Here is a 19199-nt window from a genome sequence, read left to right as displayed (position 1 = left end):
GGTATTCATCGCAAGGGCTTGAGGACGGAGCGCGCCGGTTGTGTCGCGCCCCCCTGTAGAACGGTTGGAAGAACATGGGATTTAGCGACCGGTGTCCGTGGCGAGGGAGCTTGCTCCCGCTGGCCGCGCAGCGGCCTCTCGTACCCTCAATCCGTCCGACACAACGCATGCCCAGGCTATGGGGGCACTGCGCGCGCCAGCGGGGATAAATCCCCTCGCCACAAAGTGCACCCCACAAGTGAATTCAAGGGCTACATATCCCGCACCACCCGAAACCCCAGCCAATCCCCACGCGCATCGGGGTACGCCGCGTTACGGTTGCCCGAGCGGGAAAACACTGGCGCCTCGCCCCAGTCGTTGCCACGGATACGCCGCACCTTGCAGTCGCCGTCGAGCCAGGCGCTGCCGTCGTTCGGGGCGCCGGTGTAGCTGTCGTTGTAGCAATCGGCTGTCCACTCGTAGACATTGCCGTGCATGTCGTACACGCCGAAGGCGTTGGCCGGGAAGCTGCCGGCCGGCGAGGTGAAGTTGAAGCCATCGGCGGCGCCGTAGGTGTTGGCATGCCGGGCGATGCTGTAGTCCTTGCCTTCATCGAACGGGAAGGGGAACGGCCCGGTAGTGCCGCCGCGCGCGGCGTATTCGCGCACCGACTCGCTGGTCAGTCGGTAGGGCTTGCCGGTTTTCTTCGACAACCAGGCCACGTAGGCATTGGCCTCGTTGAAGTCCATGCACACCGCCGGGTGGCGGTCGCTGTATTGCTTGCGCGGGTCGCTGCCCTGGTAATCCGGGATGCCGGCCTTGCAGGCGCGGCCAGGGCGGTCATCACCGTCTGGCATCGTGTAGCCGGTGTCGCGCAAATAGGCGAACCATTCACCCTTCAACACCTGGAAGCGGCTGATCGCCAGAGGCCGGGCGAACGTCACCGGGTGCATCGGGCCTTCGTCCGGCTCGCGGCCGACTTCGTCCGGCGGGGTGCCCATTTGGAAGGTGCCGGTGGGCAACACGACCATCTCCGGGCAATCCTTGCAATCGCGAAACACCTGGCCCGGTTGAGACGCTTCGGCGCCGCTGGGCAGCAGGGCGACCAAGGCCAATGCGGCAAGTACCTTCAGTGGAAAACGGTTCATTTTTTTCTCTCGATTAAAGTCCAACAAGCGCGGGTCAGATCGCCTGGTTCAACAGCGTCATGAAACGATCGATTTGGGCTTCGTTGTTGAGCAGGCCCGGTGCGGTGCGTATCACCGGCCCGGCATCGCGGTGAACGGCGTCGACGATCACGCGTTGCTTCATCAGGTCACCGGCCACCCGGTCGCTCTCGCGGCCCTTGATGCGGAAAAAGGTAAAGCCGGCCGACAGCGCCGGGCTCAACGGCGTGACCAGTTCAACCTGCGGCATCGCCACCAGCTGTTTTTTCAGGTAGCTGTTGAGGGCGTGAATGCGCGCCTGAACCTCGGCCTTGCCCAGCTCCAGGTGCAGCTTGAAGGCCTCGTCCACCGCCCAGCGGTGCTCGAAGGCATGGAAGCCGCCCGGGGTCATGACGGTGGAAAACGCCGTGGCTTCGGAAAAGGTCGGGATGATCGGCGTGACGTATTTGAGTTCGTCGCTGCGGCTGCACACCAGCCCCGTGCCGCGCGGGCCGAACATCCACTTGTGGGTGCCGGCGATGAAGAAGTCGCAGTTCATCGCCGCAAAGCCCACGTCCTCCACGCCGAAACCGTGTACGCCGTCCACCACGTAGACGATGCGTTGGTCATCGCGGCGGCCCTGGTTGTGCCGCTCCACCAGCGCACCGATCTGGTCGATGGGCAACTTCACGCCGCTGCCGGAGTGCACCCAGGTCATGCCCAGCACCCTTGTTTGCGGGCGGATGGCGCGGTCGATGGCGGCCAGGATTTCATCGTGACTGGCGCGGTGGGCGTCCTCGAACAGCTTGATCTTGCGCACGCGGGTGCCGTCCCGTTGGGTGCGTAGGTCGAGGATGGTGTGGGTGGCGTAGTGTTCGTGGACGGTGGTGAGGATTTCCTGGTCAGGCTTGACCTGGACCCCGCCGTAGATCATCGCCAGGCCCTGGGTGGTGCTGCCGGTGAGGGCGATCTGCCTGGGGCCCGCTTGCAGGTAGCGGCCGGCCCAGGTGCGCACGTTCTCCTCGCGGGCTTCGGTGATGCCCAGGTCCCAGTCCATCTGCAGGCCGGGGTTCTTGTCGAGGGCGGCGCGGTGTTGCTCGATGGCCTCGCGCACTGGGCGCGGGTGGGTGGTGACGAGGAAGTTGGCGAAATGCAGGTAGTCCGGATCCTGGTCGAACAACGAGCGCAGTTGCGCCCATTTATCCCGGGGCAGCGACGGCAGCGATGGGGTGCCGGCCGTGGCGGGCAGGCTGTTGGCCAGGGGTAGGCCGGCGGCGAGGATCCCGGCCCGCTTCAGGAACGTGCGGCGTTCATTCATGGCTGGCCGACCTTCTGGTTCGAGGCCACGGCCGGTCGCGCGGCCTTCTGGACCTGATCCCAGACCCGCAGGAAATTGCCGCCCCAGAGTTTGGCGATGTCGGCTTCGGAGTAGCCGCGGGTGAGCAATTCGGCGGTGACGTTGCGGATGTCGCCGACGTTTTCCCAGCCTTTCACGCCGCCGCCTTCGTTGAAGTCGGAGCTGATGCCTACGTGGTCGATGCCGATCTTGCGCACGGTGTAGTCGATGGCGTCCCCCAGGTCCTTGAGGCTGGCCTTGGGTTCTTCTTCCAGGATGCCGTAGAGCTGGGCGGCGTATTCACCGAACTTCTGCTCGGGCCAGGCGGCGATGATCGGATCGCCGGGCATCAGCGCCATGGCCAGGTTGGGCAGCGGCGGCAGATCGAAACGCGCGCGCAGGGCGTTGAGCTTGTCCTGGGTCTTTTGCGTGAGCGGGCGCAGGTACTGGGAGAAGCCGACGATCTGCACCACGCCGCCGCTGCGCTTGATCAGTTGCAGTTCCTTGTCGCTGAGGTTGCGCGGGATGTCCACCATCGCCCGTGGCGCGGAATGCGAGGCCACCAGCGGTGTGCGGCTCAGTTGCGCAACCTGCTCCAGGGCCTGGGTCGACATCTGCGACACGTCGATGATCACACCGAGGTCATTCAGGCGGGTCACCGCTTGCTTGCCGATGTCCGACAGGCCACCAAGGGCATCCGGCGAGTCGTTGAAGAACGGCAGCGGGCGCGAGGAATCGGCCCAGTCGTTGTTGCCGATGTAGCTGAAGCCGAACATGCGCATGCCTCGCGCCGTCCACAGGTCCAGCAGGTTCAGATCATCGCCAAGGGGGTAGGCGTTGAGCATGCTGATGAAAATCGCGAACTTGCCTTCACCGTGCAGCCGGCGAAAATCCTCCGGGGTGTAGGCGATGGCGACCTGGTTGGGGTAGTCGCGGACCAGCCCGGTGATGATCTTGTAGCGCACTTCCTGTTGATTGCGTGCCTCCTCGACGAAGCCGGCGGTGGGCTTGTGCGGCGCGTTGGGGCCGTTCCACAACTCCGGCCAGCCGAACACCGTCAGCGCCGCGCCGGACAACTGGCCGCGATTGGCTTTCACCAGGTCGAACTGGCCGTCGCCGTCCTTGTCGGCTTCGTGGCCGGCGGTGCCGAAATCCAGCGGCACGGTGATGTGGCTGTCGAAGGAGAGCAGGCGCTCATGCAGCGCCCGAGCCTCTTTCATCACCTTGACCGGGTAGCCGGGGTTGTCCCGCCACCCGTAGTCCCAGGCCGCGAGGCCACCGCCCACCACCAATGCCAGGGCCAGGGGCACGCCGGTGAACAGCGCCTTTTTCGAACGTCGTGTTGTCATTGCCGATCTCAGTCAGGTTCGCCTTTGCTGTCTGGGAAGAACGAGTGATCGGTGGGGAAATTTAGCGGTCTGGGAGGGCCTCTTCGCGAGCAAGCTCGCTCCCACAGGGGATCTCCTCCAGGTGGCTGACCTTTGTGGGAGCGGGCTTGCTCGCGAAGAGGCCCCCACAGTCTTTAAATTTGTCCCCCCAGCCATCGTCCTAGCTTGGATAACGCCCACCCCAGGGCTGAACACAGGTAAGGCAATGACGATTTCTCGACGAGGGTTCATGGCAGGCCTGGCACTGACCGGTGCCGCTGTGCCTGCGGTGTATTACGGACATCGCGAACTGACCCGCCCGGACCCGACCATCACCCCCGGCGAGGCGTCCTTCGATGTGGCGAATGTGGCGGGCCAGCGTCAGGCGGATACGTTGCGGGGGATCTGGACGATCCGTTTCAGCGGGCAGGAGGCCGGCCTTGCGGGCGTGCCGGACGACGATCTGCAGCTCTTCCTCGACATCGCCCACAAGGGCCGTGGCCTGGTGGGCTGCCTCGACACCGCCGAGCGGCTGCGCAGCGGCGGCGAGCCGCGCTACCGGGTGCTGGGTGACCTGGCCGGAACCGACCCCCGGCAGTTGAGCTGGCGGCTGGTCGATGGGGCGAGCGGCGTGCCGCGCTATGAATTCATCATGACCCTGGACGAAGTCTGGGCCGGTTTCGGCAATGCCGGCCCCGCGACCCTCAGTGGGCGCGCGTGGTCGTTGGATCGTCCGCTGGCCCAGCCGGAACTCGACAACCGCTTCATCGCCGTCAAGCAGCCATTTCCCGAAGCCCGCGACCGCGTGCCACTGAGCCCGGCGCTGTTGGCCTGGTTGGTGTCGCCCGAGCATCGCTTGTTCCATCAACTCTGGCATGCGACGCGGGACAAATGGCACACCCTGGACGAAGACAAGCGCAACGCCTTGCGCGGCATCGGCTGGCAGCCCGGACCAAGGGGCCAGGAGCGCGACGCTCGCGGGCCGCGCAAGGATCGCAACGGCTCGGGCATCGACTTCTTCTTCATGCACCGGCACATGCTGGGCACGGCGCGCTCGTTCCAGCCGTTGCCGTCCTGGCCGCGCTTCCCGTTGCCGCAACCGGAACTGGCGCGTGATCGCATTGGGTTCGCCCGCTATTTCGACAACCACGACGGCACGGCCTTGCCGCCCACCTGGCTGGCCGACGGCGACGAGCAGTACGCCCAATGGGTGAGCGACATCAAGACGGCCGAGACCTACCACAGCAATTTCCAGGTCTGGGAATCGCGCTACCGTGACCCGCGCTACCTGTCGAAACTGACCCTGGGCCAGTTGGGTTCGGAGATGGAACTGGGGCTGCACGACTGGCTGCACATGCGCTGGGCCTCGGTGCCCAGGGACCCGTCCAACGGCCACCCGGTGCCGTTCGCCCGTGACCCGGCCGACTTTGCCCAGCGCTGGTATGCAGCGGAAAACGACTTTCTCGGCGACCCGTTTTCTTCCCACGTGAACCCGGTGTTCTGGTCCTTTCACGGCTGGATCGATGATCGTCTCGAAGACTGGTTCCGTGCCCACGAACGTTTCCACCCCGGCGAAGTGAGCCGCCTGGACGTCAACGGCGTACCCTGGTTCGCCCCGGGCCGCTGGGTGGAAATCGCCGACCCCTGGCTGGGCCCGGACACCCACGGTTGCAGCACCACGCCGGGGCTGCAAGTGGGGCGTTCGGTGGAAATGGACCCGGAAACCATGAAACTGGCCCTGCGCATCACCTTCGGCAGCGATGACAAAAAGCTCTCCGAACTGTTTCGCCGGGTGCCGCAACGACCGTGGTATGCGCGCAATCTCAAGGCCAAGCCTGCTTAACCTTTCTGATTGGATGAACAGGGGCGGGAATTATTTGTGGCGAGGGAGCTTGCTCCCGCTCGGTTGCGCAGCGACCGCAAGATCTCAGGGCTGCTGCGCAGCCCAGCGGGAGCAAGCTCCCTCGCCACGGGTGTCACTTGGCTTGGAGGTATGCGTTTAGCGCGGCGCGGCGATGTCCAGGGCGCGGTTTGCTAGCAGTTCTGCCAACTCAAATCATTTGCTGGATGCCCAGCGCTCGCTTGCCACGGCGCAAGGCGATGTAGCCTGGCTGGGGAGTCCTACATGGCCGGATAAACAGAACCAAAGCCGAACACCCTTTATAGGGACGGGAATTACTTGTGGCGAGGGAGCTTGCTCCCGCTCGGTTGCGCAGCGACCGCAAGGTCTTAGGGCTGCTGCGCAGCCCAGCGGGAGCAAGCTCCCTCGCCACGGGTGCACTTGGCTTTAGATTGAGCTCAAGTGAACAGCTGGGTGACTTGATGGTGTGTTCGAGGCCTACATCACCCGCCACCCCCCACCCAACGCCTTGTACAACGCCACGCTGGCCTGGACTCGGGCCAGGCGCAGTTGCACGTTCATGTCCTGGGCGGCGTAGAGGGTGCGTTGGGTTTCCAGCACGGTGAGCAGGTCTTCGGCGCCGGCCTGGTAGCGGCGCTGGGCGATGTCGAAGGCGCTTTGGGCCTGTTGCAGTTCTTCGGCTTGCCACTGCCGTTGTCGTTCCAGGCCGTTGATGCCGTTCAAGGCTTTTTCGACGTCGGCGAAGCCGTTGATGATGGCCGCGCGGTAGGTTTGCAGCAGCTCTTCCTGGCGGGCGGTGGCCTTGTCCCGTTCGGCTTTCAGGCGGCCGTTGTTGAACACTGGCGCCGCCAGGCCGGCGGTGAGGTTGTAGACGTTGTTGCGCAACACCTGGTCGGCGATGTCGGCACCGCTGGCGAGGCTCAGGCCCAGGGTCATCGAGGGTAGCATTGCCGCGCGCGCCACGCGGATGTCGGCTTCGGCGGCGCTCAGGCGTGCTTCGGCGGCGGCGATGTCCGGGCGGCGGCGCAGCAGGTCGCTGGGCACGCCGGCGTCGATGGACGGCCAGTGCAGGCGGTCGAAGTCCTCGGCCTCGAGGCGGACCGCCTGCACCGGCTGCCCCAACAGCGTCGCCAGGGTGATCAGCGCCTCCCGGGCCTGTTGCTGCACCTGCGGCAGCCGGCGCTGCTGCGCTGCCACCAGGCCTTTCTGCTGGGACAGTTCCACGGCGGTGGCGCTGCCGGCGTCGTAGCGGGTCTGCACCAGGTCGAGCACGCTTTGGGCATTGGCCAGGTTCAGTTCGGCGATGCGTCGTTGTTCGCCCAGGGACAGCGCCTGGGTGTAGCTGTTGGCGACGCCACTGAGCAGGGTCAATTCCACGGTCGCCCGGTCGAACCGGCTGGCCGCCAGGGTGCCCAGCGCGCTGTCCCGGGCCGCGCGTTTGCCTCCCCAGAAATCCAGCTCATAGGTGGCGCTGAGGTTGGCGTCGTAGTAATCCAGCGAGCGGTTGTCCCGGTCCACGTCCAGTTGGCTGTAGCCCTTGCCGCGCAATAGTTCCTGGCGCGTGCCGTTGAGCCCGGCCTTGAGTTCCGGCAGCAGGGGCGCACCGGCGATCACTGCGTTGGCCTGGGCCTGGCGAACCCGTGCCATGGCGGCGGCGAGGTCGTGGCTGTCCAGGCGTGCCTGCTCGATCAGACGATTGAGTTGTGGGCTGCCAAATTGCGTCCACCATTGCCGGTTGTCTGCCTCGGCGGCGGGAGTTTCGAGGTGCTGCCAGGTCGATGGCGATTGGATGCCGCTGTCCGGGGGCGACAACGGAGTGCTGCACGCCGCCAGTAGCAGGCTGGCGGCCAGGAGGGTCAGGTGCGCTTTCATCGGCATGCATTCATTCACTGGTGAGGGCCGCGACGGGGTCGAGGCGGGCGGCCTTGCGGGCCGGCATGAAGCCAAACACAACGCCGGTGGCCAGGGCGCAACCGAAGGCGCCGAACACCGCCAGCCATTCGAACGCCACCGCGATCTTGCCCAGCAGCAACGCGCCGCCCACCAGCAAGGCCAGGCCGATGCCAGCCAGGCCGCCGACCACCGAGAGCATCACCGCCTCGGTGAGGAACTGGCGCAGGATGTCCCGTTGGCGGGCGCCGGTGGCCATGCGAATGCCGATTTCCCGGGTCCGTTCGCGCACGGTCATGAGCATGATGTTCATCACGCCGATGCCGCCCACCAGCAGCGAAATCGCAGCAATCGCCCCGAGCATCAGCGACAGCGTCCCTTGGGTGCGCGCCTCGGCCTGGATCATCGCGGCGTTGTTGGTCAGTTCGAAATCCTGCTGGCCGTCGTGCAGGCGCAACAGGGTGCGGGACACCGCCTGTTCGGCCTGACGGACCTTGCCGGAGTCCCGGGCGGCGATCACCACGTATTCCGGGTGCCGGCTACCGAACAGTCGCACGCTGGCGGCGGAGTAGGGCACGGCGATGCGGTTGTCGGCGTCGGAGTCGCCGGAGCTGGCGCCTTTTTCCGCGAGCACGCCGACCACCTGGAACGGTACGTTCTCGATCAGGATGTAGCGGCCGATGGGGTCGGCGACGTCCTTGAGCAGTTTCTGCCGGACCTTGTGGCCGATCACGGCGACCGCCGCCGCGCTGCGCTCATCGGCATCGCTGAAGTAACTGCCCTGGACCACCGGCCAATTGAAGATAAGCGGAAAGTGCGTGTCGTTGCCGCCGACGTAGCTTTTGTGGTCGAGGTTGCCGAAGCGCACACTGGCTTCGGCACCGTTGACCGGCATGATGCGTTGCACCTCGGGCAGGGCGGCGAGGGCGGCCAGGTCCTGTTCGCTGATGATGCCCTTGGTGGCGCGCGGGTTGGGCGCGATGCCGTTGAGGTAGATGATGTTGGAGCCGAAGGCGCCCATCTGGGCCATCACCTGGCGCTTGCTGCCTTCGCCCACCGCCAGCATCACCACCACCGACGCCACGCCGATGATGATGCCGAGCAAGGTCAGGGCGGTGCGGAAACGGTTGATCCACATCACCCGCCACGCGGCGTGCACGGCGTCGAGCAGTTCGCCTTTCCAGGCGCCGTTGTGTTCGCTGCCGGCACTCAGCCGCTGGCGCAGGTCCACGGCCTGCAACGCCTTTGGGTTGGCGCAGGGCGTCGCGGGCGCGCCGTTGGCGCTGTCGCTGATGATCGACCCGTCGCGGATTTCGATGATGCGCTTGGCCCGTGCCGCCACTTCGCGGTCATGGGTGATCAGGATCACCACGTGGCCCTGGCTCGCCAACTCGTCGAGCAAGGCCATGACTTCGATGCCGCTCTGGCTGTCGAGGGCGCCGGTGGGTTCGTCGGCGAGGATGATGTGACCGCCGTTCATCAACGCTCGGGCAATCGACACCCGTTGCTGTTGCCCGCCGGAGAGTTGGTGCGGACGGTTGCCGGTGCGGCTCGCCAGGCCAAGGCGTTCGAGCAGCGCCTGGGCCCGTGCGTGGCGTTCAGCGGCCGAGGTGCCGGCGTAGATGGCCGGCATTTCGACGTTTTCCTGGGCGGTGCCGGACGGGATCAAGTGGTAGCCCTGGAACACGAATCCGAAGGCTTCGCGCCGCAGCCAGGCCAATTCGTCGCTGCCCAGGCGGGCGACGTCTTCGCCGGCGAAGCGGTACTCGCCGCTGGTGGGCCGGTCGAGGCAGCCGAGAATATTCATCAGTGTCGATTTGCCGGAGCCGGACGCCCCGACGATTGCCAGGAATTCCCCGGCGTGGATCGACAGGTCGATGCCCCGCAGCACCTCCACCCGAGGGCTGTCGCCACCGCCGTAAGCCTTGCGGATGTCCCGCAGTTCGATCAGGGGCGTGTCCATTCAGCCTCCGCTGCCGGGCGCCGGGCCGATCAGCACCCGTTCGCCTTCATTCAGGCCATCGAGCACCTGGGTGCGCAGTCGATCACTGATGCCGGTGCGCACCGTGCGTGGTTGGACGTCGCCATTATCGGCCACCACCAGCACCTGGCCGGCGGCATCCTGCAACGCGGCGGTGGGCACGCTGAGCACGTCGTGGGCCTGGGCGGCGACGAAAAATACTTGGGCGGTCATGTCCGTCATCAGGGCGCGGTCGGCGTTGTCGACATCCAGCAGCACGGTGTAGAGCACCACGCGCTCGCTGCCGCTACGACCACCGGTGGGGCTGCCGCCCTGGCTGGCTTCCAGGGGGCGGGGCGGCACCGGGAGGATCTGGCGAACGGTGCTGCTCCAGCGCCGGGTGCCGCCCGCCAGGGTGGTGAAGTAGGCGTTCATGCCCGGTTTGACGTGGCCGATGTCGGCTTCCGAGACCTCGGCCCAGACCGTCATGGGCGTCAGCCGGGCGATGCGCAGGATCAGCGGAGTCTGTTGCTGCGCGTTGAGCGTCTGGCCTTCCCGGGCGCCGACGGCGACCACGGTGCCGCTCATGGGCGCGTAGATCCGTGTGTAGCCCAACTCGGCCTCGTCGCTGCGCAGGCTGGCTTGAGCTTCGCGGATCCGGGCCTGGAACATGTCGATGCGCGCCTGGGTGGCACGCACCTCGGCCTGGGCGGTCTGCACGTCTTCCTCGCGGGTAGCGCCGCCGGCCTGCAGTTGCTGCTGGCGGCGGGATTTCTGCTGGGCCAGGTCGTGTTGCGCCCGTTGCTCCTGCAACTGGGCCTTGAGGTTTTCGATGGCGAAGCGCCCGGCGTCCAGCTTGGCTTTTTGCGTGGACGGATCGATTTCCACCAGCAACTGGCCTTCGCGCACTTCGTCGCCGGCTTCCACGTGGATCTTCTGGATCTGTCCGGACGCCTGGGCGCCGACGTCCACGTAGCGCCGCGGTTGCAGGGTGCCGAGGGCGGTGACGCTGTTTTCGATGTCGCCACGGCTGACGGCGGCGGTCGCCCGGGCGGTGGGCGTCGGCGCGACGGCTTGCCAGGCGGCGAAGGCGACGGCGGGCAGCAGGGTGATGGTAAGGAGCCAGGCGCGTCGGGTAGGGCGGGGACGTTTCATGCAGGGTTCCGGCCGATGGGTTCAAGCCCGTCGTAGCAGGGGCAGGGACGGGAGGCTGTTCTGGTAAACGAGCGTTTTGGGCGGGAATTTACTGGTTGAAACACTTGGTAGCAGGTTGGCGCGTCAGCCGCCGCGACCGTGGCGAGGGAGCTTGCTCCCGCTGGGTTGCGAAGCGACCCCAAACACTCAACCTCCGATTTTTCTGGCTCGGTGGAAGTGTTTGCTCTTGGGCCTGCTGCGCAGTCCAGCGGGAGCAAGCTCCCTCGCCACAAAAGCTGTACTGGCCTAGAGATCTAGGGTGTGCGGCTGCGGTTCAACTTGAACGAATAGGCATCGACACAAACGAAAGCTTTAAATCTATATGAGAATTACTATAAATTACGCGATTGAATCTGCCACTATCGTGCCACTGCCTGTTCCAGGCACGCCGAGTGGACACAGGGATAGCGGTCGCAGCCATTGCGCACGGGAGTCATGTTGGAAAACTACTATCGCGAGCTGGTGTGTTTCCTGAACGCCAGGCTAGGCAGCCGCCAGGCGGCCGAGGATGTGGTGCATGACGCCTATGTGCGGGTTCTGGAGCGCGCCAGCGACACGCCCATCGAACAGCCGCGGGCCTTCCTGTATCGCACGGCGTTGAACCTGGTGATCGACGGCCATCGGCGCAACACCCTGCGCCAGGTCGAATCCCTGGACGTGCTGGACAGCGAAGAACGCTTCTTCACGCCATCGCCCCACACCTGTCTCGATCACGGCCAGCGCCTGGACATGCTCCAGCGCGCCCTGGCCGAGTTGCCGCCGCTGTGCCGCGAAAGTTTCCTGTTGCGCAAGCTCGAAGGCTTGTCGCACCCGCAGATCGCCGAGCGCCTGGGCATTTCCCGGGCGCTGGTGGAAAAGCACATCGTCAATGCCATGAAGCACTGTCGCGTTCGGGTGCGACAGTGGGACACGCCTTGATTTGCCGCTGGCGATTCGCGCGGCGGTAAATTTTTTTTCCTTGTCCTCGTTCCTCTCAACAGACGACTTGCCGGCCCTGCACTCGGGCCGGTCGGTTACCCCCAGGCTTTTCGCGCCCTGTTGAGGGGCTTCTCCAGAGGACACTGGAATGACACAGGCAATTGCATCGCCCATCGTTCACGACTTGATCGGCATTGGCTTCGGCCCTTCGAACCTGGCACTGGCCATTGCGTTGCAGGAGCGAGGGCCGGTCCAGGGCGAGCTGGACGTGCTGTTCCTCGACAAGCAGGCCGACTACCGCTGGCATGGCAACACCCTGGTGACCCAGAGCGAGTTGCAGATTTCCTTCCTCAAGGACCTGGTGACCCTGCGCAACCCCACCAGCCCTTATTCGTTCGTCAATTACCTCAAGCAGCACGGGCGCCTGGTGGATTTCATCAACCTGGGCACCTTCTACCCATGCCGCATGGAGTTCAACGACTACCTGCGCTGGGTCGCCGCGCAGTTCGCCGAACAGAGCCGCTATGGCGAGGAAGTGCTGCGTATCGAGCCGGTGCTGCACCACCAGCAGGTGGAGGCGCTGCGGGTGATTTCCCGTGACAGCCAGGGCGAGGAATTCGTCCGCACCGCCCGTTCGGTGGTGGTCAGCGCCGGCGGCACGCCGCGCATCCCGGACGCGTTCAAGGCGTTCAAGGACGATCGCCGGGTGTTCCATCATTCCCAGTACCTGGAGCGCATGGCAACCCAGCCGTGCGTGAGTGGCCAGCCGATGAAGGTGGCCATCATCGGTGGCGGGCAGAGCGCGGCCGAGGCTTTCATCGACCTCAACGACAGCTTCCCGTCGGTCCAGGTCGACATGATTCTGCGCGGTTCGGCCCTGAAGCCGGCGGATGACAGTCCGTTCGTCAACGAGGTGTTCTCGCCGGAATTCACCGACCTGGTGTTCCAGCAGCCCCACAGCGAGCGCGAGCGCCTGGTCAACGAGTACCACAACACCAACTATTCGGTGGTGGACATCGACCTGATCGAGCGCATCTACGGGATTTTCTATCGCCAGAAAGTCTCCGGCGTGGCCCGCCATGCCTTCCGTACCCTGACCACCGTGGAAAAAGCCACGGCCACCGACGCCGGTATCGAGCTGGCGGTGCGCAACAGCGCCACCGGCGAACTGACCGTGCGCCGTTACGACGCGGTGGTGCTCGCCACCGGTTATGAGCGGCAGATGCACCGTTCGCTGCTGGCCCCGCTGGCGCCGTACCTGGGCGATTTCGAAGTGGACCGGCACTACAAGCTGATCACCGACGAACGCTGCAAGGCGGCCATCTACATGCAGGGCTTCTGCCAGGCCAGCCATGGCTTGAGCGACACCTTGCTGTCGATCCTGCCGGTGCGCGCCGATGAAATCGCCGGCTCGCTGTATGACCATGGCAAGCACCGCGGGCAAGCGCGCCCGGTGCCAGACCTGCACCTGGCGTCGGCGTAACCGCCCACTGCCAGACTCCCCGTGGGAGCTTGCTCGCGAATGCGCTGGGGCAGTCGATGGCGATGTTGGCTGTGCGGCCGCTTTCGCGGGCAAGCCCGCTCCCACAATGGGCTAGGTGGCGACCACAGACTCAAGGCAAACCCAAAGTCCTGTGGGAGCGGGCTTGCCCGCGAAAGCGCTCCACCTGAATTTGCGCTGCATGGCAGGCAAATCCTCAGAAATTTCCTACACTCAGTCCACGCCTGCCGCCATTTGACAGGCCCATGGACGGTTCGCTGTTCTCCCGTATTGGCAGTCTGAACCCATCAGCCGGGTGTCCCGACTCGAACGCAGTCGGCGGCGTCCCGGGCCGACTACGCCAAGCGATACAACCTGACCCCGATGATGCAGCTTCTACGCACAGGCCTGGCGGCGCTGTTGCTGGGCTCGTTGAGTGTGACGCCACCGGTGGAGGCGGCGCCCGAGTCGTTGCAGGTGCTCGGGCGTTCGAACGTGGACGATTATTCGGTGTCCCTGGGCGCGGCGGACTGGGCCTGGCTGCGCCAGAAGGCACGTTGCGGCTGGGCGAGTCGGCGCCGGACTATGCGCCGTTCGGCATGACCGGCGACGGGCGCCACTACGAAGGCCTGACCGCCGACTATGCGCAACTGCTGGGGCAGCTCTTGCACGTCCAGGTGGTGGTCCAGCGCTATCCGTCCCGGGCCGAATCGCTCCAGGCCCTGCGTGGCGGCGAGATCGACCTGCTCGGCAATGCCAATGGCTTCGAGGCCGGCGACCCGGACCTGGCGATGTCCCAAGCCTATGCCGATGACCTGCCTACCCTCGTGGCGCGCACCGACGACAGCCAGGACTTGCCGCCGGACCTGGCGGGCAAGCGCGTCGCGATGCTGTACCACTACTTGCCGCCGGACACCGTCAAGGCGTTTTATCCCGAGGCGTCCTTGCAGTTGTACCCCTCGACCCTCAGCGCCATCGGCGCCGTGGCGTTCGGACAGGCCGACGTCTACCTGGGGGATTCGATCAGCGCCCATTACCTGATCAGCAAGAACTACCTGAACAATGTCCAGCTGGCGGATTTCTCTCGCCTGGAGGTGCAGCCGTTCGCCTTCGCGGTCAGCCGCGACAACACGCGCCTGCTGCGTATCCTCAACGCCGCGTTGCAAGCCATTCCAGCTGGCGAGCGGATGAGCATCCTGCGCCGCTGGAGTGCCGGCGGCGCCAGCGTGCCGGGGCAGCAGGCGCTGCATTTCAGTGTCAAGGAGCAGCGCTGGCTGGACACCCATCCGCGGATCAGGGTGGCGGTCAACGAGCATTTCCCACCGCTGACGTTCATCGATGACCAGGGCCAGTTGCGCGGTATCAGCGCCGACGTGCTGGCCAGGATCAGCCTGCGCACCGGCCTGAAGTTCGATCTGCTGCGCGGCGGTTCGCTCAACGAGCTCATCGAGCAGGTGCGCAGTGGCCAGGCCGATGTGCTGGCGGCCGCGCCCGTCAGCCCCGAACTGGAAGACCAGTTGCGCTTCACCCGACCGTACCTGACCAACCCGTTCGTGCTGGTGACGCCGCGCAAGGTCGCGCTGACCCTGGACCAGATGGACGGCAAGCGGCTGGCGCTGATCCGTGGCAACGTGCTGCGTGACTACCTCTCGGAAACCTTTCCCGGCGTGCACCTGGTGCCGGCTGAAAACACCGCCGACGCCATGGCGATGGTGGCCGCCGGCACGGTGGAGGGCGCGGTCAATTCGTTGATCAGCGCCCGCTACCTGATTTCCCGCCAGTACCGCGACCGGTTGCAGGTCACCAGCACCGTCGGCACCTTGCCGGCTCGCGTGGCCCTGGTGACCCGGCGAGACTCGACGCAACTGCATTCGATCCTGGACAAGGCGCTGCTGAGCATTTCCCCCGAGGAAATGGACGAACTGACCAACCGTTGGCGCAGTGAAGTGGTGATCGATGACAGCTACTGGCTGCGTAACCGCACGACCATCCTGCGCGGCTTCGCCATCGCAGCGCTGTTGTTGCTGGTGACCCTGGGCTGGGTCGTCTACCTGCGGCGCCTGCTGGAGCAGTTGCGCGTGGCCAAGCAAAGCGCCGACGACGCCAACCGCGCCAAGACCACCTTCGTCGCGACCATGAGCCATGAAATCCGCACACCGATGAACGCGGTGATCGGCATGCTGGAGCTGGCGCAGAAAAAAGCCGACCAGGGCGTCGTCGACCGGTCCGCCATCGAAGTTGCGTCAACGGCGGCCCGCGGCATGTTGGACTTGATCGGCGACATCCTCGACATTGCCCGCATCGAGTCCGGCAAACTCACGTTGATGCCGGAACGCGCCGCTCTGCATGAGCTGATCGAGTCGATGGCGCGCATGTTCGACGGGCTGGCCCGACAGAAACACCTGCGTCTGCTGCTGGACGTGGAGGCCACGCTCCAGCGCGATGTGTTGATCGATCCGCTACGCTTCAAGCAGATCGTCTCGAACCTGTTGAGCAACGCCATCAAGTTCACCGACCAGGGCGAGGTCCGCCTGAAGGTCCGCGGCGAACCGGGCCTGAAGGGTGAACGCCTGGACGTGTGCCTGCGGGTCGAGGACACCGGCTGCGGGATTTCGCTTGAAGATCAGCGGCGGCTGTTCAGCCCGTTCAGCCAGGCCGGTCAGAATGCCTCGTCGGCCCGCGGCGGTTCCGGGCTGGGTCTGGTGATCAGTCGAACCCTGTGCGAAATGATGGGCGGTACCCTGAGGTTGAGCAGCGTGCCGGGACAGGGCACGCAGGTCGAGGTGCTGCTCAGCCTGCCGGTGCTCGACGCCCGGCCCGGCGTGCCGCGCGCCGAGACTGAGACTGAGACTGCGGTGGCGGCTCGGGCGCTGAAGATCCTGGTGGTCGACGACTACCCGGCCAACCGCTTGCTGCTGAGCCAGCAACTGAGCTACCTGGGGCACCACGTCCAGGTTGCTGCGGATGGTGAGCAAGGCCTGCGGGCCTGGCGCAGCGAACCCTTCGACGTGGTCATCACCGACTGCAACATGCCGTTGTTGAGCGGTTACGACCTGGCCCGCGCCATCCGGGCCGAGGAGCGCGCCCGTGACGTGCCGGCAACGCTGCTCCTGGGCTTTACGGCCAATGCCCTGCCGGAAGAGAAGCAACGCTGCGCCGAAGCGGGGATGGACGACTGCCTGTTCAAGCCCATCGGCCTGAGGGAGCTCGCCGCGCGTCTGGCCCAGGTCCTGCCGGAGGCGGCGCCATCGTCGCCCAGCGCCGGTTTCGACCTGTCCACCCTCGAACAACTGACCGGCAGCGACACCGACTCTCTCAGGCAGCTGCTGCGCGAACTGCTCAGCAGCCATGTCGAAGATCAAGCCCGGCTGCTGCGCCTGTCCGATCAGCGCGACTTGCCGGGCCTGGCGGACCTGGCGCATCGGATCAAGGGCGGCGCGCGGATGATCAACGCCCAGCCGCTGATCGACGCCTGTGAAGCCTTGGAAAGCGCCTGCCGCGCCGCCGACCGGAGCACACTGGCGCCCGCCGTGGAAGACCTGCGCGTGGTCATGGAGCAACTGGCGCAGCGACTGGCGCGACACATGGCCGCGATGCCCGGTCCGGGGGGCGCATGAAAGGGTTTGCTGGGACGAATCCCAACGTCATGAGGAATGCGTCCTTCTTCAATTTGGGAATAGTCCTACAGCGCCTCTCAAAAGCTTCCTCTAGCCTGACGCCCCTTACTGTTTACGAGCCGGTTCCCGCCGGGCGCGTTGCTATTGGAATGCCTGCCATGCCGAATAAAGCACTACGTATCCTGATTGCCGACACTCAACATACCCATCGAATCGTGCTGGAACGCCTGTTCAATCAACAGGGCTACTTCCGGATTGTCCCGGTGAGCGACGTGCAAGCGCTGCTGACGTTGGTGGAGTACGGCAGCGAGCCCTTCGACCTGGTGGTGGTCAACGCCGGGCTGGCGGAGGGGGCGCTGGACCTGCACGATTTCATCCTCTACAACCCGCAGGTGCGTCACGCCATGCTCTACAACGTGCAGCAGATCGGCCTGTCGCCGGTGCCCGCCGTGCGCCGTTCCAGCCTGCACCTGAGTCACGCCCCGTTGCCTGACCTGACGGCGTTGCGGCGGGTGACGGAGCGGGTCGATCCCCCGGCCAGCGAGCCGATGCAACCCTGGGGACGGTCCTTGAGGCAAGGCCGTGGTGGTTGAGGTGGGCCGTTGGTCCGCACTGTCGGCCCTGACAGGTGGCAGGGCCAGTCACCTGTGGAACAGTCCGCTGCAAACATGGCATCGGCGCCTTTTACATTGACCGGGGGAACAGCCTTGAAAGACGTATTGATCGTGGATGACCACCCTGTGATCCGAGGGGCGCTGCGGCTCATTTGCCAGAACGAAGGCTTCCACCGCGTCAGGGATGCCAGTGGCGTGGCCGATGCCAGGGACCTCATCAAGGAGGGCGCGCCTGACCTGGTGATCCTCGACCTGGTGATGAACGGTTTCGACGGTCTGGACCTGCTGGTCTGGATCATGGGCCAGTTTCCCGCGTGCAGCGTGCTGGTGTTCACCGCCCAGGATGCCCAGCATTTCTGCAACCGTTGCATCTCGGCCGGAGCGCGGGGCTTCGTGACCAAGAAAAGCGACCTGAAGGAACTGATCAAGGCCATCCATGCGTTGAAGTCCGGCTATGCCTACTTTCCACAATTGTCCGTGCGCCTCGACTTCCAGCAGCGCACCGAACAGCAGGCCCTGGAAAGCCTCTCCACGCGGGAGCTGTCCATCTTGCGCATGCTGGCGATGGGGATGCGCGGCAAGGACATTGCCGAAAGCCTGTTCCTGAGCCCCAAGACCGTCAGCACCTACAAGACCCGCCTGTTGGAAAAGCTCGGGCTGAAATCGCTGGTGGGGCTCTCGGATTTCGCCAAGCGCAATCATCTCTAAGCACTTTTTGCCAGGCAGCGGCGGACGTGAACGGGCTCGCTCCCGCAGGGGTATCGTTCTTTTAATGGAACGCTAAGGCTGGTTTTTGCCGTCTAGTGTGTCAAAGGGTTGGGTTTTAAGCTGTGTCATCGAATCGCTACCCCTGATTGGGAGACACGGCATGAAAAACATCATTGGCCTCTACACCAGCCCCCGACCGCATTGGGTCGGCGATGGCTTCCCGGTCCGCACGCTGTTTTCCTACGACCACCTGGGCAAGCACATCAGCCCGTTCCTGCTGCTGGATCACGCGGCCCCCACCGAATTCGCCCCCACCACTGAACGGCGTGGGGTCGGCCAGCACCCCCATCGCGGCTTTGAAACCGTGACCATTGTCTACCAGGGCGAGCTGGAACACCGTGACTCCACGGGCAGCGGCGGCAAGATCGGCCCCGGTGATGTGCAATGGATGACCGCCGCTTCCGGCATCATTCATGAGGAATTCCACTCCGAAGCATTCGCCCGGCAGGGCGGGTTCATGGAGATGGTCCAACTGTGGGTCAACTTGCCCGCCAAGGACAAAATGGCCCCGGCCGGCTACCAGACGATCCTCAAGGCCGACATTCCCAACATCGCCCTCAAGGACGACGCCGGCAGCCTGCGCCTGATCGCCGGGCAATTCGACGGACAGCAGGGGCCGGCCAGGACGTTCACGCCCATCGACGTCTGGGACATCCGCTTGAACGCCGGCAAGACCCTCACCCTTGACCTGGTCGAAGGTCACAACACGGCCCTGGTGGTGCTGCGCGGTTCGGTCCAGGCCAACGGCCGCGAACGGGTCGAGGCCGGTCAACTGGCCCTGTTCGATCGGGCCGGCGACCAGTTGAGCCTGCACGCCAATAACGAGGCGGTGGTGCTGCTGCTCAGCGGCGAGCCCATCGACGAGCCGATCGTCGGCCATGGTCCGTTCGTGATGAACAGCGAGCAGGAAATCCACCAGGCCTTCGGCGATTTCCATTCCGGGCGCTTTGGGCGGATGGAGGGTTGAAGCGCACAAGTGTTGCAGATTGAATAACTAACGACACCGATCCATTGTGGGAGCGGGCTTGCTCGCGAAGGCGTAGTCACAGTCGACATCTTTGTCGAACTTG

The 19199-nt window shown here is 65.1% G+C and carries 12 protein-coding genes and 1 pseudogene; 7 read left to right on the top strand and 6 right to left on the bottom strand.

Going from position 1 to position 19199, the window contains the following annotated elements:
• Window positions 1-251: 251 nt before the first annotated feature.
• From VM99_15425 to VM99_15415, 3 genes are read right to left on the bottom strand one after another with little or no spacing between them, the layout of a single operon-like run.
• Window positions 252-1127, bottom strand: coding sequence for a chromophore maturation protein PvdO (locus VM99_15425; protein ID AKJ99387.1), 876 nt, complete (start codon window positions 1125-1127; stop codon window positions 252-254).
• 34 nt (window positions 1128-1161) lie between these two features.
• Complete coding sequence (locus tag VM99_15420; protein ID AKJ99386.1) at window positions 1162-2442, bottom strand: class V aminotransferase; 1281 nt, start codon at window positions 2440-2442, stop codon at window positions 1162-1164.
• Window positions 2439-3809 (bottom strand): peptidase M19, encoded by a 1371-nt coding sequence (locus tag VM99_15415; GenBank protein AKJ99385.1) that lies wholly within the window; start codon window positions 3807-3809, stop codon window positions 2439-2441. Before VM99_15415 ends, VM99_15420 begins: the two co-directional genes overlap by 4 nt.
• A 244-nt stretch (window positions 3810-4053) precedes the next feature.
• On the opposite strand from VM99_15415, the gene VM99_15410 reads away from it, so the two are divergent.
• Complete coding sequence (locus VM99_15410) at window positions 4054-5670, top strand: PvdJ/PvdD/PvdP-like protein (GenBank protein ID AKJ99384.1); 1617 nt, start codon at window positions 4054-4056, stop codon at window positions 5668-5670.
• 495 nt (window positions 5671-6165) lie between these two features.
• On the opposite strand, the gene VM99_15405 is transcribed toward VM99_15410, so the two are convergent.
• Genes VM99_15405 through VM99_15395 form a run of 3 tightly spaced genes read right to left on the bottom strand, consistent with a single transcriptional unit; the run spans window position 6166 to window position 10693 of the window.
• Window positions 6166-7560 carry an RND transporter gene (locus tag VM99_15405; protein ID AKJ99383.1) on the bottom strand — a complete coding sequence of 465 codons (1395 nt, stop codon included), beginning with the start codon at window positions 7558-7560 and terminating at the stop codon, window positions 6166-6168.
• Window positions 7561-7570: 10 nt separating this feature from the next.
• The gene (locus tag VM99_15400; GenBank protein ID AKJ99382.1) at window positions 7571-9541 is read right to left on the bottom strand and encodes a macrolide ABC transporter ATP-binding protein; all 1971 of its coding nucleotides are present in this window, start codon (window positions 9539-9541) and stop codon (window positions 7571-7573) included.
• On the bottom strand, window positions 9542-10693 hold the full coding sequence (locus VM99_15395) for a hemolysin secretion protein D (protein ID AKJ99381.1): 1152 nt from the start codon (window positions 10691-10693) through the stop codon (window positions 9542-9544).
• A 474-nt stretch (window positions 10694-11167) separates the two neighbouring features.
• Between VM99_15395 and VM99_15390 the strand changes: the two genes are divergently transcribed.
• From VM99_15390 to VM99_15365, 6 genes and pseudogenes are all read left to right on the top strand, one after another.
• The gene (locus VM99_15390; protein ID AKJ99380.1) at window positions 11168-11650 is read left to right on the top strand and encodes an RNA polymerase sigma factor; all 483 of its coding nucleotides are present in this window, start codon (window positions 11168-11170) and stop codon (window positions 11648-11650) included.
• A 148-nt stretch (window positions 11651-11798) separates the two neighbouring features.
• Window positions 11799-13133, top strand: a complete 1335-nt coding sequence (locus VM99_15385) for an ornithine monooxygenase (protein AKJ99379.1) — start codon at window positions 11799-11801, stop codon at window positions 13131-13133.
• Between the two features lie 381 nt (window positions 13134-13514).
• Window positions 13515-16747 (top strand): annotated as a pseudogene (locus tag VM99_15380) (histidine kinase).
• Window positions 16748-16905: 158 nt separating this feature from the next.
• Window positions 16906-17340: a chemotaxis protein CheY gene (locus VM99_15375; GenBank protein ID AKJ99378.1), complete on the top strand. Its 435-nt coding sequence runs from the start codon at window positions 16906-16908 to the stop codon at window positions 17338-17340.
• A gap of 114 nt (window positions 17341-17454) precedes the next feature.
• Window positions 17455-18069: a DNA-binding protein gene (locus VM99_15370; protein AKJ99377.1), complete on the top strand. Its 615-nt coding sequence runs from the start codon at window positions 17455-17457 to the stop codon at window positions 18067-18069.
• Between the two features lie 160 nt (window positions 18070-18229).
• Window positions 18230-19096, top strand: a complete 867-nt coding sequence (locus tag VM99_15365) for a quercetin 2,3-dioxygenase (protein ID AKJ99376.1) — start codon at window positions 18230-18232, stop codon at window positions 19094-19096.
• Window positions 19097-19199 lie beyond the last annotated feature (103 nt).

Origin of the sequence: Pseudomonas chlororaphis (assembly GCA_001023535.1) — a bacterium.
Classification (GTDB): domain Bacteria; phylum Pseudomonadota; class Gammaproteobacteria; order Pseudomonadales; family Pseudomonadaceae; genus Aquipseudomonas; species Aquipseudomonas chlororaphis_E.
Note: the sequence above shows the minus strand (reverse complement) of the source record. Positions and strands in the feature narration are given on the sequence as shown.

Excerpts from the sequence above, each read along its gene's own strand:
- VM99_15425 (AKJ99387.1), bottom strand. The coding sequence starts at position 1,127 with ATGAACCGTTTTCCACTGAAGGTACTTGCCGCATTGGCCTTGGTCGCC.
- VM99_15420 (AKJ99386.1), bottom strand. The coding sequence starts at position 2,442 with ATGAATGAACGCCGCACGTTCCTGAAGCGGGCCGGGATCCTCGCCGCC.
- VM99_15415 (AKJ99385.1), bottom strand. The coding sequence starts at position 3,809 with ATGACAACACGACGTTCGAAAAAGGCGCTGTTCACCGGCGTGCCCCTG.
- VM99_15410 (AKJ99384.1), top strand. The coding sequence starts at position 4,054 with ATGACGATTTCTCGACGAGGGTTCATGGCAGGCCTGGCACTGACCGGT.
- VM99_15405 (AKJ99383.1), bottom strand. The coding sequence starts at position 7,560 with ATGAAAGCGCACCTGACCCTCCTGGCCGCCAGCCTGCTACTGGCGGCG.
- VM99_15400 (AKJ99382.1), bottom strand. The coding sequence starts at position 9,541 with ATGGACACGCCCCTGATCGAACTGCGGGACATCCGCAAGGCTTACGGC.
- VM99_15395 (AKJ99381.1), bottom strand. The coding sequence starts at position 10,693 with ATGAAACGTCCCCGCCCTACCCGACGCGCCTGGCTCCTTACCATCACC.
- VM99_15390 (AKJ99380.1), top strand. The coding sequence starts at position 11,168 with ATGTTGGAAAACTACTATCGCGAGCTGGTGTGTTTCCTGAACGCCAGG.
- VM99_15385 (AKJ99379.1), top strand. The coding sequence starts at position 11,799 with ATGACACAGGCAATTGCATCGCCCATCGTTCACGACTTGATCGGCATT.
- VM99_15375 (AKJ99378.1), top strand. The coding sequence starts at position 16,906 with ATGCCGAATAAAGCACTACGTATCCTGATTGCCGACACTCAACATACC.
- VM99_15365 (AKJ99376.1), top strand. The coding sequence starts at position 18,230 with ATGAAAAACATCATTGGCCTCTACACCAGCCCCCGACCGCATTGGGTC.